We start from the raw sequence: 16,733 nt of genomic DNA on the forward strand, positions 1-16,733 counted from the left end.
CCTACCACCGGCGTTCGAAGCGGCGGCGCAGGATCACGGCGGCGGCGTTCATGACGATCATGAAGACCAGCAGCACGATGATGGCGGCGGCGGTGCGTTCGTGGAAGGCGCGCTCCGAAGCGTTCTCCCAGATGAACACCTGGACGGGCAGCACGGTGGCCGAGCTGGCGAAGTTCTCCGGCGCGCCGGGCACGAAGGCGACCATGCCGATCATCAGCAGCGGCGCGGTCTCGCCCAGGGCGTGGGCCAGCGACAGGATGGCGCCGGTCATCACGCCGGGCATGGCCAGCGGGAGCACGTGGTGGAAGACGGTCTGGGCCTTGGAGGCGCCGACGCCGAGGGCGGCTTCGCGGATCGAGGGCGGCACGGCCTTCAGCGAGCTGCGGGTGGCGATGATCACGGTCGGCAGGGCCATCAGGGCCAGCACCAGGCCGCCGACCAGCGGCGAGCCGCGCGGCACGTGCAGCCAGTTGATGAACAGGGCCAGGCCCAGCAGGCCGTAGACGATCGACGGCACGGCGGCCAGGTTGTTGATGTTGACCTCGATGACGTCGGTCCAGCGGTTCTTCGGCGCGAACTCCTCGAGATAGACCGCGGCCAGCACGCCCACCGGGATGGCGATCACGGCGGTGATGATCAGCATCATGGCCGAGCCGATCACCGCGCCCCAGACGCCGGCCTGTTCGGGCTCGGTGGAGTCGGAGTTGGTGAAGAACTTGGTGTTGAAGCCGGTCTTGACCGTGCCGTCGTTCTTCAGCTTGTCCAGCCAGTCCAGTTGCTGGTTGTCGAGCTTGCGGTCGCCCTCGGCGGTCGAGCGCTTGATCTCGCCCTTGTAGTAAAGGTCGGCGTCGGCCTTGACCGAACCGGTGACGTTGACCGTCTTGCCGATCAGCGAATGGTCCTTCTTGACCATCTGCAGCAGCTGGTTGCCGAAGTCGCGCGAGGTCAGATCCATGATCTTGCCGGACGTCGTGCCCAGGTCGTCGTCCTGGACGCCCAGCTTCTTCATCATCGCCTCGGCGACGATGTAGTCGAAGTTGACGCCCTCGATCGCGGTCGTGTCGATGCGCTCGGGGTTCAGATAGACCGGCACCGTCAGGGTGTGGGTCTCGAAGGTCGAGTAGCCCTGGGCGACGATGCGGCCGACCAGCACGACCAGGAAGATCATGGCGATGATGATCGCCGCGATGCCCTGGGCGCGGAACAGCTTCTCGGAGCGGTGGCGCTTCTTGAGCAGGGCGTCGCGCGCCGACTCGGCCGGACGGGCGGCGGGAGCGCCGGGGGAGATGGCCGCGTCAGTCATATTGTTCCCGGTACTTCTGGACGATGCGCAGGGCGATGATGTTGAGGCCGAGGGTGACCACGAACAGGGTCAGACCCAGGCCGAAGGCCGACAGGGTCTTGGGGCTGTCGAACTCCTGGTCGCCGGTCAGCAGGGTGACGATCTGGACGGTCACGGTGGTGACGGTGTCCAGCGGGTTGGCGGTCAGCTTGGCCTGCAGGCCGGCGGCCATGGTCACGATCATGGTCTCGCCGACGGCGCGGGACACGGCCAGCAGCATGGCGGCCATGATGCCCGGCAGGGCGGCGGGCAGGACCACCTTCTTGACGGTCTCGGACTTGGTCGCGCCCATGGCGTAGCTGCCGTCGCGGAGCGATTGGGGCACGGCGTTGATGATGTCGTCCGACAGCGAGGAGACGAAGGGGATCAGCATGATGCCCATCACCACCCCGGCCACCAGGGCCATCTGGTTCTGAACCTGCATCAGGTACTGGGCCAGGTCGTCGAGCGGGCCGCCGGCCAGGCTGGCGCCGATGCCGTTGAAGAAGGCCCGGAAGATCGGGCCCACGGTCAGGGCGGCGAAGAAGCCGTAGACCACGGTCGGCACGCCGGCCAGGATCTCCAGCAGCGGCTTGATCGTCGAGCGCAGGCCGCGACCGGCGTATTCCGAAAGGTAGATGGCCGAGTAGAGGCCGATTGGCGCGGCCACCAGCATGGCGATCATCATCACCAGGAAGGTGCCGGCGAACAGCGGCACGGCTCCGAAGGCGCCCGACGAGGCCACCTGGTCGGCGCGCATGGCGATCTGCGGGGCCCATTCGGTGCCGAACAGGAAGCTGAGCGGCGACACGCTCTGGAAGAAGCGCCAGCTTTCCCAGATCAGCGACATCACGATGCCGAGCGTGGTCAGGACGGCGGCGACCGAACAGGCGATCAGAACGCCGGCGATCCAGCCTTCGACCCGGTTGCGGGCGCGGAATTCGGTGTTGATGCGCGGGGTGGCCAGCAGGAAGCCGGCCAGGGCCAGCAGGCCGGCCAGGCCCAGGACCGAGTAGCTGACGATGCCGTCGATGCGCTTGGCCTCGACCACCTTGGCGTCGAAGGCGGCCTTCAGGGCGCCGTCATACGACACCTCGCTGGCGGCCTGGCCGATGGCGATGGCGTTGACGTCGCTGAAGAACACGTCTTGACGATCCGGGGTCAGGGCTTGGACAGCCGCCGGCCGCTGGGCCTGCAGCATGGCGTCCTCGACCCGGCCGCCGAAAGTGGCGCCCAGCAGGAGCAGCAGCGCCGCCGGCGCGCCGGCCCACAGGGCCGCGTACACGCCGTAATAGTTCGGCAGCGAGTGAAGTTTGGCCGCGGAGCCGCCGGAGGACTTCAACGCGCGGCTTCGGCCGGCCATGAAAGCCGCGCCGGAGAACAGGGCGAGGAAAAGGAGCGAGAGCCAGGTCAGCATGCGTGCGGCGGGGTCTTGCGCGAAGGGATGCGGTGACGGCGCACAGCGCGCCGTACCGCCCACGCCGATCTATGCCGGGCGGGCGCCGACCTTATGCGACGTTTTCACGACAGTTTTGCGACAGCGTCCGAGGTCGCGGGCTCCGGGAGGGCGCGCGGCGGCTCCGAAGTGATCCGCGCCATGGGGAAATAGACCCCGAACGTGGCCCCCTCGCCCTGGACGCTTTCCACGGTCATGCCGCCACGGTGGCGGTTCATGATGTGCTTGACGATCGCCAGGCCCAGGCCCGTGCCGGACCGCTCGCCGCTCTTCTGGCCCTCGACCCGGTAGAACCGTTCGGTCAGGCGCGGCAGGTGCTCGCGGGCCATGCCCGGGCCCCGATCGCTGACCCGGAACGAGGCGTAGCGCTCCTCGACGGCGTGGTCGGGAGTCAGCAGCGACATGCGGGCCGCGGCCGGGTCGCGCGGCGCGATCGCCATGTCGGCGGTCAGCCCCGAAAAGATCTCCACCCGGATGACGCCCTCGCGCGGGGTGTACTTGATGGCGTTGTCGACCAGGTTCTGGATCACCTGGACGATCTGGTCGCGATCGCCTTCGACCACGGCCGCGCCGCGCGGCGGCAGGACGGGATCGAAGGTGACCGACTTGTCCTTGGTCTGGGGCGCCAGGGCGTCCAGCACGTCGATCGTCGCCATGGCCAGGTCGACCTGGCCCAGCGGCGGGATGTGTTCGTTCAGCTCGATTCGCGACAGGCTCATCAGGTCGTCGATCAGCCGCGCCATCCGCTCGGCCTGGGCTTGCATGATGCCCAGGAACTTGTCGCGCGCGCCGACGTCGTCCTTGGCGTGGCCGCGCAGGGTCTCGATGAAGCCCGACAGCGAGGCCAGAGGCGTGCGCAGCTCATGGCTGGCGTTCGCCAGGAAATCGGCCCGGGTCCGCTCGCTGCGGCGGGTGTCGGTCTCGTCGCTGAGCACCAGCAGGGCCAGGCGCGAACCGCGCTCGTCCACGCCCAGCGGCGCGCAGTGCGCCGCCCATTCGCGGCCCTGGGCCCCGCCGCCGACATAGTCGACCGAGCGCCGCACGCCGCCGAACAGGCTTTCGTCCACCGCCTCCAGCACCTGCGGGCTGCGCAGGGCCGAGACCAGCAGGCCGCCGCGCGGCTGCAGCTTGAACAGCTCCCGCGCCGCGGCGTTGGCGAACACGAACCGCCGGCCGGTCAGGTCGTCGGCCTCCTCGGCGGCGATGACCATCAGCGGATCGGGCAGGGTTTCGAGAATCAGGCCGAAGGGCGGCGGCTGGTCGACCGCCGCCGGCGCGGGCGCCGGGGCGGTCGCGTCGATGGGGCGTTTCAGCGACCGACGGGCCAGCACATAGCCGACCACGCCGCTGAGCAGGGCCGCCGGAATCGCCGCGGACGTGTGGGCTCCGCCCGTCGCCGCCAGGGCCAGAAGCGCGGCGGGTCCGACCAGCACGGCGCCCCAGACGCCCAGGGGCGTGCTGGCGGACCCGTCGGAACGGGCTGACGAGGACGGCGAGGCCATCGGCATGCGGCAGTCTCGATTTGTGGCGAAGGGAGGATTCGGTGAACCAGATATGGCGCCCCGGGAACGCTTGCGATAGACCGTCAAACGCCTGGAAGCACGTCGACGTCGGAAAGCACCGCAATTTCGCCGCAACGTGCCGCAATCTGGGGGCTGGGTTTATCTCTAAGGTGTCGTTCGGAATGCAGCGCAAGGTCCTGGTCGCGACAGTCGCAACCGCTCCTCTCCTCGCCATGGCGTTCGGCGCTTATGCTGAGACGGTCATAACCACGGCGCGTACGACGCCGATCGCCACGGCGACGGCGACGAGCGGAGGGACGGCCGACGACGTGAAGGTCGACACGGGCGGGGGCATCACCCTGACCACGGCCGGTCCGCTGGTCACGCTCAACAGCAACAACAAGGTCACGATCGGCGGCAACGGGCTGACGAGCTTGGGCGTCAACGGCTCCACGGGCGTCCTGATCCAGGGCGGCACGACGGGCTCGGTGACCAACAACGCCGTCATCAGCCTGACCGAGGACTACACGCCGGCCGACAGCGACGCCGATGGCGACCTGGACGGCGCGTTCGCCCAGGGCTCCAACCGATACGGCATCCGCCTGCAAGGCCCGGGCGTGTTTACCGGCGACATCGTTCAGAGCTCGACCGGCTCGATCGTCATCGAGGGCAACAATTCGGCGGGCGTCTCGCTGGAGAGCGGCCTGGTCGGCAACCTGACCGTCAACGGCGGCGTCGCCGTCACCGGGGACAACGCCTACGGCGTCCACGTCGGCGGCCCGGTCAGCGGCAACGTCACGATCAACGGGACCACGAACACCCTGGGCCTGAACGCGACGGGCGTGGCGATCGACGGCAACGTCAACGGCGCCTTCGTCATCCAGGGCGCGGTCACCACCACCGGCTATCGCTACACCACGCGCCCGGCCGAAACCTCGGTCGCCAAGCTCGACGCCGACGATCTGCTGCAAGGCGGCTCGGCCGTCCGGGTGACCGGCGACGTCGGCGGCGGCATTCTGTTGAACGGTCCAACCGCCTCGACGGTGGTCGACGGCACGACCACCACGACCAGCACCATCAGCTCTTCGACGACCGCCACCGCGTCCCTCACCAGCTTCGGCGCCGCCCCGGCCCTGCAGATCGGTTCGGACACCCGGGCCGTGACCATCGGCGCCGTCGGCGCGGCCGACAACGCCTACGGCCTGGTCTCCAAGGGTTCGATCTCGGCCAGCGGCGTCTACGACAAGGTCACCGCCACCGCCGTCCAGATCGGCGGCGCGACGGGCCAGGCCACGACCCTGGCCGGCGGCGCGCGCTTCGACGGCACGGTCGCCGCCGGCGCCCGCGACGCCACCGCCACCGGCGTGAACCTGACCGCCGGCGCCAGCGTGCCGACGATCTGGAACCGGGGCTCGATCACCGCGACCAGCGGATCCTACGCCGGCACGACCAACACGGGCGACGCTCGCGGCGTGGTGATCGCGGCCGGCGCCGTGGCCAACACCCTGAACAACAGCGGCACGATCCAGGCCACGCGCACCGGCGAAACCGGCAACGCCATCGCGGTGCTCGATTCGTCCGGAACCCTGAACACGATCAACAACAGCGGGCAGATTCTCGCCTCGGTCACCGCGCCGGGCGTGAAGACCGACGGCCTGACCACCACCACGACCGCCGTCGCCACGGGCAAGGCCATCGCCCTGGACCTGTCGGCCTCGACCACGGGCGTGACCGTCAACCAGGTCACGCCGGTCTCGACCAGCGTCACGACCACCTTCCCCAGCACCGACACGGTGACCACCACCAGCGCGGCCACGACCACGACCGCGCCGGTGATCGTCGGCGAAGTGCGGTTCGGCTCGGGCGCGGACACGTTCAACGTCCAGGCCGGCTCGGTGATCGGCGACATAACGTTCGGCGCCGGCGCCGACGCCCTGAACATCGGCGGCGGCGCCCTGGTGATCGGCGGCCTGCGCGATTCCGACGGCCAGCTGGCGATCAACGTCGCCAACGGCTCGCTGGCCGTGACCAACGCCGAGACCATCAACGCCACCAGCCTGAACATCGGCGCGAACGGCAAGATGGTGTTCACCGTCGACCCGACGGCCGGCACGAACACCCACATCGTGACCTCCGGCGCGGTCAACATCGCCTCCGGCGCCCAGCTGGGCCTGCGGCTGACCAGCCTGCTGTCCGCCCCGACCAGCTACACCGTCATCACCGGCGGCACGCTGACGGCCGGCACGATCAACCAGGACCTGCTGGGCGGCACGCCCTATCTCTACGTGGCCAGCAGCCGCACCGACACCAACAACGTCTATCTGGACGTGCGTCGCCGCACCTCGGCCGAGATCGGCATGAACAAGGCCCAGGCCTCGGCCTATGACGCCACGTTCGCCGCGCTGGGCAAGGACAGCGCCATCGCCGCGGCCTATCTGGGCCAGTCCACCAAGGACGGCCTGCTGGGTCTCTACGACCAGATGATGCCGGACCAGGGCGAAGGCATCTTCGCGGCCATGCAGAACGTGAGCCACGCGATCTCGACCGCCACGGCCTACCGTCCCGACCCGGGCGACCGCTACGGACCCGACAGCCTGTGGGTCCAGGAAATCAACACCCTGGTGCGGCGCGACACCGACGACACCATGGGCTCCGACACCCAGGCCTTCGGCTTCGTCGGCGGCTATGAGGCCATGGGCGACGCCGGCGGCGCGCTGGGCCTGACCCTGGCCTATGTCAGCGTCGAGGAACACGACATCGCCGCCAAGGTGGGCGAGCAGACCACCGGCAACTTCCTGCAGCTGGGCGCCTACTGGCGCCGGTCGATCGGCGGCTGGCGCATGAATGTCGGCGGCGGCGGCGGCTACGGCTGGTACGACGGCGACCGGACGTTCAACTCGGGCGACCTGAACAACGACGGCGTGGCCGACGTCCAACGCCACAACACCGCCAAGTGGAACGGCTACACGTTCAACGCCTTCGCCGGCACGGGCTATGAGGCCAAGTTCGCGGGCCGCTACTTCGTCCGTCCCGAAGGCTCGCTCGACTACCTCTATCTGAGCGAGGGCCAGCGCAAGGAATCGGGCGGCGGCGACGGCTTCGACCAGATCATCAGCAAGCGCAACTCCAGCGCCCTGACCGGCGATGTCGGCGTGGCGTTCGGCGCCGACTACGGCCGCGACCTGTGGTGGCGTCCGGAAGTGCGGGTCGGCTATCGCCAGCAACTGGCCGGCGATCTGGGCGACACGATCGCCCAATACACCGGCGGCGGCACGCCCTTCACCCTGGCTTCGGCCAACGACAAGGACGGCGCGGTGACCCTGGGCTTCGCCCTGCGGGCCGGCACGCCGATGTCCTACCTGGCGATCGAAGGCAACGCCGAGGCGGCCAAGAAACAGAAGCGCTACAACCTGAAACTCACCGGACGGGCGATGTTCTAGAGCCGCCAAGGCGGCCCAAAGAACACCGATCGACAAGGCCCGCGCTCCAGCGCGGGCCTTTTTCGTTTGAAATTCCAATGCGTTAGAGGCGCCGCACGGCTCAGCCTGAAGGAAAACTCAAAGCTTCCCGCCCATAACTCTATTCAATACGTAGGAATAATCGTCTTTTGTCCCGATCAACGAAGACGTCAGCTCAGGCGTCGAGAGGGGAAGACCATGACCAAGTTTCTCACGACCCGAACCACTCTGCGCACGGCCCTGATCGCCGGCGCCTCGCTCGTCGCCATGACCGGCGCGGCCCATGCCCAGTCCGCGGCCCAGACGCCCGAGCAGCAGCAGGCCCGCATCGAGGCTCTCGAGGCCCAGCTCGAGGCCCTGTCCAGCCAGATCGCCGACCTGAAGGCCGCCACGGCCGCCAGCCTCAAGGACGTCCGCACCGTCCAGGCCGCGGCCCCCGCGGTCACCATCGCCGGCGGCAAGCCGGCCATCACCTCGGCGGACGGCGCCTTCTCGGCCAACTTCCATGCCGTCATGCAGCTGGACGCGGGCCAATATTACCAGGACAAGCCCCTGCCCGCCTCGGTCACCAACGGCCGCGACCTCAACAGCGGCACCAACTTCCGCCGCGCCCGCCTGGGCATGGACGGCAAGCTGTTCAAGAACTTCGACTACAACGTGCTGCTCGACTTCGGCGGCGCAGGCACCGACGGCTCGGGCACGCTGCAGGAGCTGTGGCTGCAGTACAACTACGCGCCCTTCAAGGTGAAGGTCGGCGCCTTCGCTCCGAACGTCGGCCTGGAAGACGTCGCCTCGACCAACGGTTCGCTGTTCCCCGAGCGTCCCTCGGGTTCGGAACTGTCGCGCGGCCTGGCCGGCGCCGACAAGCGCATCGGCCTGCAGGTCCAGGCCGTCGGCGAACGCTACCTGATCTCCGGCGCGATCACGGGCGCCAAGGCCGGCGATCCGGCCACCGCCGACGAGCAGCTGGGCTATGTGGGCCGCGTCGCCTTCGTCCCGCTCAAGGGCCTGGACTGGCTGGTCCATGTGGGCGCCAACGCCAGCGTGGTGGCCACCCCGGCCCAGACCGCCGACACCGGCCTCTACAACATCACCGTCAGCGACCGCCCGGAACTGCGGGTCGACGGCACCCAGCTGATCTCGTCGGGCGCGATCGATTCGACCGGCGGCCGCCACTACGGCTTCGAACTGGCCGCCCAGAAGAAGAACTTCTTCGTCCAGGGCGAATATTTCGACATCGCGCTGGACCGCCGCAACCCGGCCGCCAACGTCACCGATCCCAAGTTCAAGGCCTGGTACGTGGAAGGCTCGTGGATCCTGACCGGCGAAGCCCGCAAGTACAGCGCCACCAACTTCGCCTTCGACGCCCCGGCGGTCGACAAGCCGTTCGACCCGAAGAAGGGCCAGTGGGGCGCCTGGGAACTGGCGGCGCGCTATTCGGTCGCCGACCTGAACTACCACGAGTACTCGAGGGTGGCGGCCGACCGCGTGCGCGGCGGCGACCAGCAGATCACCTCGGTCGGCCTGAACTGGTTCCCCAATACCGCGACCAAGTTCTCGCTGGACTACCTGGATGTCAGCGTCGACCGCCGCAACGCGGCCGGCCTGCAGGCCGGGCAGGACTACCACGTGGTCAACCTGCGCAGCCAATACGCGTTCTAGGGCGCAAGCAGCATGACCAAGCTTCCCGCAAGCCGGGCGCCCCGTCCCTCCCGCCGCGCGATCGTCGCGGCGGGAGCCGGGATCGGCGCCCTTACCGGCCTGGGCCTGGGCGCGACGGCTTCGGCCGCCGCCAAGCCGTTGACCCTGCTCAATGTCAGCTATGACCCGACCCGTGAGCTCTACAAGGACATCAACGCCGCCTACGCCAAGTACTGGAAGGACAAGGTCGGCCAGGACCTGGTGATCAACCAGAGCCACGGCGGTTCGGGCAAGCAGGCCCGTTCGGTGATCGACGGCCTGCAGGCCGACGTCGTCACCCTGGCCCTGTCCAACGACATCGACGAGATCGCCAAGCGCGGCCTGATCGCCAAGAACTGGCAGTCGCGCCTGCCCGACAACTCGGCGCCCTACACCTCGACGATCATCTTCCTGGTCCGCAAGGGCAATCCCTGGAAGATCAAGGACTGGGGCGACCTGATCAAGCCGGGCATCGACATCGTCACCCCCAATCCCAAGACCGGCGGCGCGCCGCGCTGGGCCTATCTGGCGGCCTGGGCGTGGGCGGTGAAGCAGCCGGGCGGCAACGACGCCAAGGCCCAGGCCTACGTCAAGCAGCTCTATGCGCAGGTGCCGGTGCTGGACACCGGCGCGCGCGGCTCGCTGACCACCTTCGTCCAGCGCGGGATCGGCGACGTCCTGCTGACCTGGGAAAACGAAGCCCACCTGGCCCGCCAGGAGTTCGGCGCCGACAAGTTCGAGATCGTCTATCCGTCGATGTCGATCCTGGCCGAGCCTTCGGTCGCCGTGGTCGACAAGAACGTCGACCGCCACAAGACCAGGACGGTGGCCGAGGGCTATCTCAACTTCCTCTACAGCCCCATCGCCCAGGACCTGATCGGCAAGAACAACTACCGTCCGCGCAACGCGGCGGCCGCGGCCAAGTACGCCAGCAAGTTCCCGAAGATCCCGCTGGTCACCGTCGACGACCAGTTCGGCGGCTGGGCCAAGGCCCAGGCCCGGCACTTCGCCGACGGCGGCGTGTTCGACCAGATCTACAAACCCGGCGTTTAACCCCTTTTACGACCCACTTCTCACGTGAGCGACATCGCCATGACCCACGATCTCAAGACCCCCACGCGTCGCGGCCTTCTGGGCTCCGCGACCGCCGGCGCCGCGGCCCTGGCGGTTCCCGCCGCCCTGGCCGGCTCGGCCCACGCTCAAGGCGTCAAGCCGCTGACCCTGCTGAACGTCAGCTACGACCCGACCCGCGAGCTCTACAAGGACATCAACGCCGCCTACGCCAAGTACTGGAAGGAAAAGGTCGGCCAGGACCTGACCATCAACCAGTCGCACGGCGGTTCGGGCAAGCAGGCCCGCTCGGTGATCGACGGCCTGCAGGCCGACGTCGTCACGCTGGCTCTTGCGTATGACATCGACGAGATCGCCGCCAAGGCCAAGCTGCTGCCGGCCAACTGGCAATCGCGCCTGCCCAACAACTCGACCCCCTACACCTCGACGATCGTGTTCCTGGTCCGCAAGGGCAATCCCTGGAAGATCAAGGACTGGGGCGACCTGATCAAGCCAGGCATCGACGTGATCACCCCCAACCCGAAGACCTCGGGCGGGGCGCGCTGGAACTACCTGGCCGCCTGGGCCTGGGCCCTGAAGCAACCGGGCGGCAACCCCGCCAAGGCCGAGGCCTTCGTCGGCGAGCTGTTCCGCCACGTGCCGGTGCTGGACACCGGCGCCCGCGGCGCGACCACCAGCTTCACCCAGCGCGGCCTGGGCGACGTTCTGCTGTCGTGGGAGAACGAGGCCTACCTGGCGCAGGACGAACTGCCGGGCAAGTTCGACATCGTCTATCCGTCGATCTCGATCCTGGCCGAGCCGCCGGTGGCCCTGATCGACAAGAACGTCGACCGCCACAAGACCCGCGTGGCGGCCGAGGGGTATCTCAACTTCCTCTACAGCCCCATCGCCCAGGACCTGATCGGCAAGAACTATTACCGCCCACGCAGCGCCGCGGCGGCCGCCAAGTACGCCAGCAAGTTCAAGTCGATCCCGCTGGTCACCATCGACGACACCTTCGGCGGCTGGAAGAAGGCCCAGACCACGCACTTCAACGACGGCGGCGTCTTCGACCGGATCTACAAGCCGAAATAAGCCGTAACCGGCTACCGATATCGACCATGGCGGCGGGAACCTTCAAGGGGGTTTCCGCCGTTGTGCATTTGGGGCCAATGTCTGGAACCCGACTCCGCAAGCGGCGTTGGGTGCAGGCGGGGCGTGCGAGCAGGGTCGGGCCATTCACGTATGACGGATATTCTGAGGTCGGAACGCGCGGCCGAAGCCCTGAACGCCGAACATGGCGCGGGCGACCCCTTCGCCGCGGCGATCCGCGCCACGCGCATGGCGATGATCGTCACGGACGCCCGCCAGGCCGACAACCCGATCATCTTCGCCAATGACGCCTTCCTGGCCCTGACCGGCTATCAGCGCGACGAGGTCATCGGTCGCAACTGCCGCTTCCTGCAGGGACCCGACACCGACCGCGACCAGGTCGACCGCCTCCGCCAGGCCATCGCCGAGGGCGAGGACATCGCGGTCGACATCCTGAACTACCGCAAGGACGGCACGACGTTCTGGAACGCCCTCTACCTGTCGCCCGTGCGCGGCAAGGCCGGCGAGATCGTCTATTTCTTCGCCTCGCAACTGAACGTCAGCGACAAGAAGCGCGCCGAGTTCGAGCTGGGCGACGTCCGCGATCGCCTGGAGGCGGCCGTGGCCGAGCGCACCCGCGAACTGACCCAGGCGCTGGAGCAGAAGACCGCCCTGCTCCACGAGGTCGACCACCGGGTCAAGAACAACCTCCAGCTCATCTCGTCCCTACTGCTGCTGCAGAACCGCCGCGTCACCGACCCGGCGGTCAAGAACAGCCTGCGCGGCATGCTGGAGCGGGTCAGCGCCATCGCCACCGTCCACCGCCGCCTGTTCCAGAACGAGGACGTCGAGCGCTTCGACGTCTCGGCCTTCGTGCGCGACCTGGTCAGTGACATGATGGGCTCGGCCCGGCGCGACGACATCAAGGTGCGTCTGGACCTGGAGCGCGTCGACATCGCCGCCTCCAAGGCCGCGCCCCTGGCCCTGGTGATCAGCGAGCTGTTCTCCAACGCCCTGCGCCACGGCTTTCCGCCCGAGAGCCTGAACGGTCGCGTCGGCGAGATCTTCGTCGGCCTCACCCGCCAGGACGCGGAATTCCGGATCGAAATCGCCGACGACGGCGTTGGTGTGGAGAATTCCGCATCGTCGGGCGGATTCGGTCTGACCATCGTTCAGCTGCTCTGCCAGCAGCTGAAAGCGCGATCCCAGACCACGCCCGCCGATCCTGGAACCCGCGTCGTGGTGCACCTGCCGGTCAATGGCGTTCATCACTGAGTTAGGTTGGATTTGGTGATGAACGAGCGTCCGCTCGACGTGCTGATCGTGGAAGACGAGGTCCTGCTGGCCACCGAGCTGGAGTTCCTGGTCGAAGAGGTCGGCTGCCATCCCGTCGGCATGGCGATGAGTTCGGACGAGGCCATGGCCATGGCCAGCGACCTGCGCCCCGACCTGGCTCTCGTCGACGTCCACCTGCGCGACGGCCCGACGGGCGTGGACGTGGCCCGTTCGATCCATGACGATTGCGGCGGCGTGGCCCTGTTCATGACCGCCAACGTCAAGCGCCTGCCCGACGACTTCGCCGGCGCCTGCGGGGTGATCGGCAAGCCCTATTCCGAGCACGGGGTGAAGACCGCCCTGTCCTATCTGACCATCTGCCTGCGCGAAGGCCGTGCGCCGGGTCCGCCGCCGGTGGGCCTGGAGCTATCGCCGGCCTATGCCGAGCGCTGGGGCCTGACCGTCCTGCCGCGCGCCAGCTAGGTGGGCGTTCCCCTTATCGCCTCGGTCGTCGGCACCGCCGCCGCCCTACTGTCGATCACCAGCTTCGCGCCGCAGATCGTCAAGATCTGGAAGGAGAAGGACGCCGAATCGGTGTCGCTGCGGACCTATCTGGTCACCGTCGCCGGCTTCTGCTGCTGGGTCGCCTATGGCGTGCTGATCAAGGCCTGGCCGGTGATCGCCTCCAACACCGCCTGCCTGCTGATGTCGGGCGCGGTGCTGGCGTTGAAGTGGCGGTTCAGCCGCCACCCGCGATGATTTCAAGCGACGCGTGACAGGGGGGACGGGGTCCGCTATCGAAGCGCGCCTTTCGCCTTACAGGACCGCCGCCTTGACCGACGTCGCCGAGGAAGCGGGCTGGGCCACCGCCAAGACCCTGGCCGAAGCCCTGCCCTATATCCAGATCTACGACCGCGAGACGGTGGTGATCAAATACGGCGGTCACGCCATGGGCCAGGAAGAGGTCGCCAAGGTGTTCGCGGCCGACGCCGTGCTGCTGAAGCTGCTGGGCGTCCACCCCGTGGTGGTGCACGGCGGCGGCCCGCAGATCAGCCGCATGCTCGACAAGGCCGGCGTCAAGTCGACCTTCGTCGATGGGCTGCGCGTCACCGACGAGGCCACCATGGAAGTGGCCGAGATGGTGCTGTCGGGCGCCATCAACAAGGAAATCGCCAACTGGATCACGCTGGCCGGCGCCGAGGCTGACGTGCGCGGCGTGGGCCTGTCGGGCAAGGACGCTCGGATGATCACCGCCGAGAAGGTGACCCGCATCCGCAAGGATCCGGACAGCAATATCGAGCAGGTCGTCGACCTGGGCTTCGTGGGCGAGCCGACCAAGGTCGACCCGCACATCATCCAGGCCCTGCTGACCTCGGAAACCGACTACATCCCGGTGATCGCCCCTATCGGCGTCTCCACCGAGGGCCAGACCTTCAACATCAACGCCGACACCGTGGCCGGCGCCCTGGCGGGCGCCTTGAAGGCCAAGCGGATGCTGATGCTGACGGACATCGCCGGGGTGCTGGACGGCGACGGCCAGCTGATCCGCCAGATGACGATCGAAGAGGCCCGCGGCCTGATCGCCAGCGGCGTGGCCAGCGGCGGCATGATCCCCAAGCTGGAGAACGCCATCCACGCGGTGGAGAACGGCGTCGAGGCCGTGGTCATCCTGGACGGACGCCGTCCCCACGCCATGCTGGTCGAACTGTTCAGCGAGCACGGCGCGGGTACGCTGATCTCGAAATGACGGCCGACCTCACCCACGTCGAGACCTGGCTCTTCGACCTGGACAACACCCTCTATCCGGCCGAGTCCGAGTACATGGCCCTGATCGAGGGCCGGATGACCGACTTCGTGACGCGCTTCACGGGCCTGCCCCGCGACGAGGCCAAGGCCTTGCAGAAGCGCTACTACACCGAGCACGGCACCACCCTGGCCGGGCTGATGATGCACCACGGCATGGAGCCCAAGGCGTTCCTGGACGAGGTGCACGACGTCTCGATGGACCGCCTGACGCCCGACGGGGCCCTGCGCGAGGCCATCCTGCGCCTGCCCGGCCGCCGCCTGGTGTTCACCAACGGCTCGATCGGTCACGCCGAGCGGGTGCTGGGGCGCCTCGGCCTGGACGACCTGTTCGAGGACACCTTCGCGATCGAGACCGCCGACTATCTGCCCAAGCCGGCCATGGCCACGTTCGAGAAGATGACGGCCCGCCATAACGTGACGTCCAAGGTCGCGGCCTTCTTCGAGGACAGCGAGAAGAACCTCGCCCCCGCCGCCCTGCTGGGCATGACCACGATCCTGGTCGGCGCCCACGCGGCCGCCTCGACCGCCGATTTCGTCCATCACCGCACGCACGACCTCGCCGGGTTCCTGACCTCGGCGCGCCTGAAGGAAGCCTGACATGACCGCCGCCCTCACCCTCGCCGACCTGCAGACCGAAGTCGAAGCCGCCTGGGAGGCCCGCGACGGCGTCTCCACCGCCACCACCGGTCCGGTGCGCACGGCGGTCGAGGAAACCCTGCTGCTGATCGACGCCGGCAAGGCCCGGGTGTCGGAAAAGATCGACGGCGAGTGGACCACCCACCAATGGCTGAAGAAGGCCGTGCTGCTGTCGTTCCGCCTCAACCCCAACGCCATCATGCGCGCCGGCACGATGGGCGGCGCGGTCGGCCCGTGGTGGGACAAGGTGCCCAACAAGTTCGACGGCTGGGAAGCGCCGCAGTTCGAGGCCGCCGGCTTCCGCGCGGTGCCCGGCTCGATCGTCCGTCGCGGCGCCTATGTCGGCAAGAACGTCATCCTGATGCCGTCGTTCGTGAACATCGGCGCTTACGTGGACGACAGCACCATGGTCGACACCTGGGTGACGGTCGGCTCGTGCGCCCAGATCGGCAAGCGCGTCCACCTCTCCGGCGGCGTCGGCATCGGCGGCGTGCTGGAGCCCCTGCAGGCCAACCCGACCATCATCGAGGACGACTGCTTCATCGGCGCCCGCTCGGAAGTCGTCGAGGGCGTGGTGGTCGGCGAGGGCTCGGTCCTGTCGATGGGCGTGTTCATCTCCGCCTCGACCAAGATCGTCGACCGCGCCACCGGCCAGATCCACATCGGCAAGGTGCCGCCCTACAGCGTCGTCGTGCCCGGCAGCCTGCCCGACAAGAACGGCGGCCCCAGCCTGTCGTGCGCCGTGATCGTCAAGACGGTCGACGCCAAGACCCGCTCGAAGACCTCGATCAACGACCTGCTGCGGGACTAAGCCGGACGACGGGCGGGGCCAGCGCGGTCCCGCCCGTCAGCCTGATCACACCCTATCGCGGCCCGATGGTCGACGAGGGGCCGGCGTTCGCCGCATGCTCGGACGCCAGGATGGCCGTCTTCTCCTTGGAGCCGACGCTCGAGCCGAAATAGAATCCGATGATCGAAATCCAGGCCGTGCCCAATACGCCGAGCAATGTCTGAGCCAGAGGATTCGAGGTCGGAGTCGTCAAGGCGTGGGCTATCACGCCGAAAAAGCCGAGCGTGACGAGTATGGCCAGCAATGGATTGGTCCACCAATCCTTCGCCTGCAACTGACGCACGCGGGCGCCTTCACGATCCTTGGCGGCCGTCTGTTCCAGCGAGACCAGAGTGTCCAGCCGCTTGCCGAAATCCTCCACCGCCTCCGGGGCCGGCGCGGCCTGGGCCAGGGCGTTGAGCAGCTCGGTCTCGGCCGACTGGACCTTGGCGGTCTGACCCGTCGCCCCGTCCAGGGCCTTGTCGACCTCGTCGGCCGTGGCCTCGGCGTCGCCCGCGACCGATCGGCCCAAGGCCTCCAGGGCGGTGGCGCTCATCGCGCCGCCCAGCAGGGCCGACAGGACCGGCGCATCGGCGGCGATCTTGGTCTTGATGTTTTCCAGGCTCAT

Annotated in this window: 14 protein-coding genes; 10 read left to right on the top strand and 4 right to left on the bottom strand. The window is 68.2% G+C overall.

What is annotated here, in order from left to right; genetic code table 11:
- Position 1: 1 nt before the first annotated feature.
- The 3 genes from pstA to G3M62_RS22215 form a co-directional block, all read right to left on the bottom strand.
- Positions 2 to 1,303 carry a phosphate ABC transporter permease PstA gene (gene pstA, locus G3M62_RS22205; RefSeq protein ID WP_165190716.1) on the bottom strand — a complete coding sequence of 434 codons (1,302 nt, stop codon included), beginning with the start codon at positions 1,301 to 1,303 and terminating at the stop codon, positions 2 to 4.
- The gene (gene pstC, locus G3M62_RS22210) at positions 1,296 to 2,738 is read right to left on the bottom strand and encodes a phosphate ABC transporter permease subunit PstC (protein WP_165190717.1); all 1,443 of its coding nucleotides are present in this window, start codon (positions 2,736 to 2,738) and stop codon (positions 1,296 to 1,298) included. Before pstC ends, pstA begins: the two co-directional genes overlap by 8 nt.
- A 104-nt stretch (positions 2,739 to 2,842) precedes the next feature.
- Positions 2,843 to 4,285 (bottom strand): sensor histidine kinase, encoded by a 1,443-nt coding sequence (locus tag G3M62_RS22215; protein ID WP_165190718.1) that lies wholly within the window; start codon positions 4,283 to 4,285, stop codon positions 2,843 to 2,845.
- Between the two features lie 176 nt (positions 4,286 to 4,461).
- Here G3M62_RS22215 and G3M62_RS22220 point away from each other — a divergent pair, with 176 nt between their 5' ends.
- From G3M62_RS22220 to dapD, 10 genes are all read left to right on the top strand, one after another.
- The gene (locus tag G3M62_RS22220; protein ID WP_165190719.1) at positions 4,462 to 7,719 is read left to right on the top strand and encodes an autotransporter domain-containing protein; all 3,258 of its coding nucleotides are present in this window, start codon (positions 4,462 to 4,464) and stop codon (positions 7,717 to 7,719) included.
- 216 nt (positions 7,720 to 7,935) lie between these two features.
- Positions 7,936 to 9,399 (top strand): porin, encoded by a 1,464-nt coding sequence (locus tag G3M62_RS22225; RefSeq protein ID WP_165190720.1) that lies wholly within the window; start codon positions 7,936 to 7,938, stop codon positions 9,397 to 9,399.
- A gap of 12 nt (positions 9,400 to 9,411) precedes the next feature.
- Positions 9,412 to 10,470: a sulfate ABC transporter substrate-binding protein gene (locus G3M62_RS22230; RefSeq protein ID WP_165190721.1), complete on the top strand. Its 1,059-nt coding sequence runs from the start codon at positions 9,412 to 9,414 to the stop codon at positions 10,468 to 10,470.
- A 39-nt stretch (positions 10,471 to 10,509) separates the two neighbouring features.
- On the top strand, positions 10,510 to 11,562 hold the full coding sequence (locus G3M62_RS22235; protein ID WP_165190722.1) for a sulfate ABC transporter substrate-binding protein: 1,053 nt from the start codon (positions 10,510 to 10,512) through the stop codon (positions 11,560 to 11,562).
- A gap of 150 nt (positions 11,563 to 11,712) precedes the next feature.
- Complete coding sequence (gene lovK, locus G3M62_RS22240; RefSeq protein ID WP_165190723.1) at positions 11,713 to 12,834, top strand: photosensory histidine protein kinase LovK; 1,122 nt, start codon at positions 11,713 to 11,715, stop codon at positions 12,832 to 12,834.
- Positions 12,835 to 12,852: 18 nt separating this feature from the next.
- Positions 12,853 to 13,317, top strand: coding sequence for a response regulator (locus G3M62_RS22245; protein WP_165190724.1), 465 nt, complete (start codon positions 12,853 to 12,855; stop codon positions 13,315 to 13,317).
- A complete protein-coding gene (locus tag G3M62_RS22250; RefSeq protein ID WP_165190725.1) occupies positions 13,318 to 13,593 on the top strand; it encodes a SemiSWEET family sugar transporter in 276 nt (91 codons plus the stop codon).
- 73 nt (positions 13,594 to 13,666) lie between these two features.
- The gene (gene argB, locus G3M62_RS22255; protein WP_165190726.1) at positions 13,667 to 14,581 is read left to right on the top strand and encodes an acetylglutamate kinase; all 915 of its coding nucleotides are present in this window, start codon (positions 13,667 to 13,669) and stop codon (positions 14,579 to 14,581) included.
- Positions 14,578 to 15,237, top strand: a complete 660-nt coding sequence (locus G3M62_RS22260; protein WP_165190727.1) for a pyrimidine 5'-nucleotidase — start codon at positions 14,578 to 14,580, stop codon at positions 15,235 to 15,237. Before argB ends, G3M62_RS22260 begins: the two co-directional genes overlap by 4 nt.
- Position 15,238: 1 nt before the next feature.
- Positions 15,239 to 16,087, top strand: coding sequence for a 2,3,4,5-tetrahydropyridine-2,6-dicarboxylate N-succinyltransferase (gene dapD / locus G3M62_RS22265; protein ID WP_165190728.1), 849 nt, complete (start codon positions 15,239 to 15,241; stop codon positions 16,085 to 16,087).
- Between the two features lie 52 nt (positions 16,088 to 16,139).
- Here the strand turns inward: dapD and G3M62_RS22270 are convergent, their stop codons facing one another.
- Positions 16,140 to 16,733 carry a hypothetical protein gene (locus tag G3M62_RS22270; RefSeq protein WP_165190729.1) on the bottom strand — a complete coding sequence of 198 codons (594 nt, stop codon included), beginning with the start codon at positions 16,731 to 16,733 and terminating at the stop codon, positions 16,140 to 16,142.

It is taken from the genome of Caulobacter soli (genome assembly GCF_011045195.1).
In the GTDB taxonomy this organism is placed as follows: domain Bacteria; phylum Pseudomonadota; class Alphaproteobacteria; order Caulobacterales; family Caulobacteraceae; genus Caulobacter; species Caulobacter soli.

Coding starts and splice junctions, on each gene's coding strand:
- G3M62_RS22245 (WP_165190724.1), top strand. CDS start 12,853: ATGAACGAGCGTCCGCTCGACGTGCTGATCGTGGAAGACGAGGTCCTG.
- G3M62_RS22270 (WP_165190729.1), bottom strand. CDS start 16,733: ATGAGCCTGGAAAACATCAAGACCAAGATCGCCGCCGATGCGCCGGTC.
- pstA (WP_165190716.1), bottom strand. CDS start 1,303: ATGACTGACGCGGCCATCTCCCCCGGCGCTCCCGCCGCCCGTCCGGCC.
- G3M62_RS22230 (WP_165190721.1), top strand. CDS start 9,412: ATGACCAAGCTTCCCGCAAGCCGGGCGCCCCGTCCCTCCCGCCGCGCG.
- G3M62_RS22220 (WP_165190719.1), top strand. CDS start 4,462: ATGCAGCGCAAGGTCCTGGTCGCGACAGTCGCAACCGCTCCTCTCCTC.
- G3M62_RS22235 (WP_165190722.1), top strand. CDS start 10,510: ATGACCCACGATCTCAAGACCCCCACGCGTCGCGGCCTTCTGGGCTCC.
- G3M62_RS22215 (WP_165190718.1), bottom strand. CDS start 4,285: ATGCCGATGGCCTCGCCGTCCTCGTCAGCCCGTTCCGACGGGTCCGCC.
- G3M62_RS22225 (WP_165190720.1), top strand. CDS start 7,936: ATGACCAAGTTTCTCACGACCCGAACCACTCTGCGCACGGCCCTGATC.
- pstC (WP_165190717.1), bottom strand. CDS start 2,738: ATGCTGACCTGGCTCTCGCTCCTTTTCCTCGCCCTGTTCTCCGGCGCG.
- lovK (WP_165190723.1), top strand. CDS start 11,713: ATGACGGATATTCTGAGGTCGGAACGCGCGGCCGAAGCCCTGAACGCC.
- G3M62_RS22260 (WP_165190727.1), top strand. CDS start 14,578: ATGACGGCCGACCTCACCCACGTCGAGACCTGGCTCTTCGACCTGGAC.
- dapD (WP_165190728.1), top strand. CDS start 15,239: ATGACCGCCGCCCTCACCCTCGCCGACCTGCAGACCGAAGTCGAAGCC.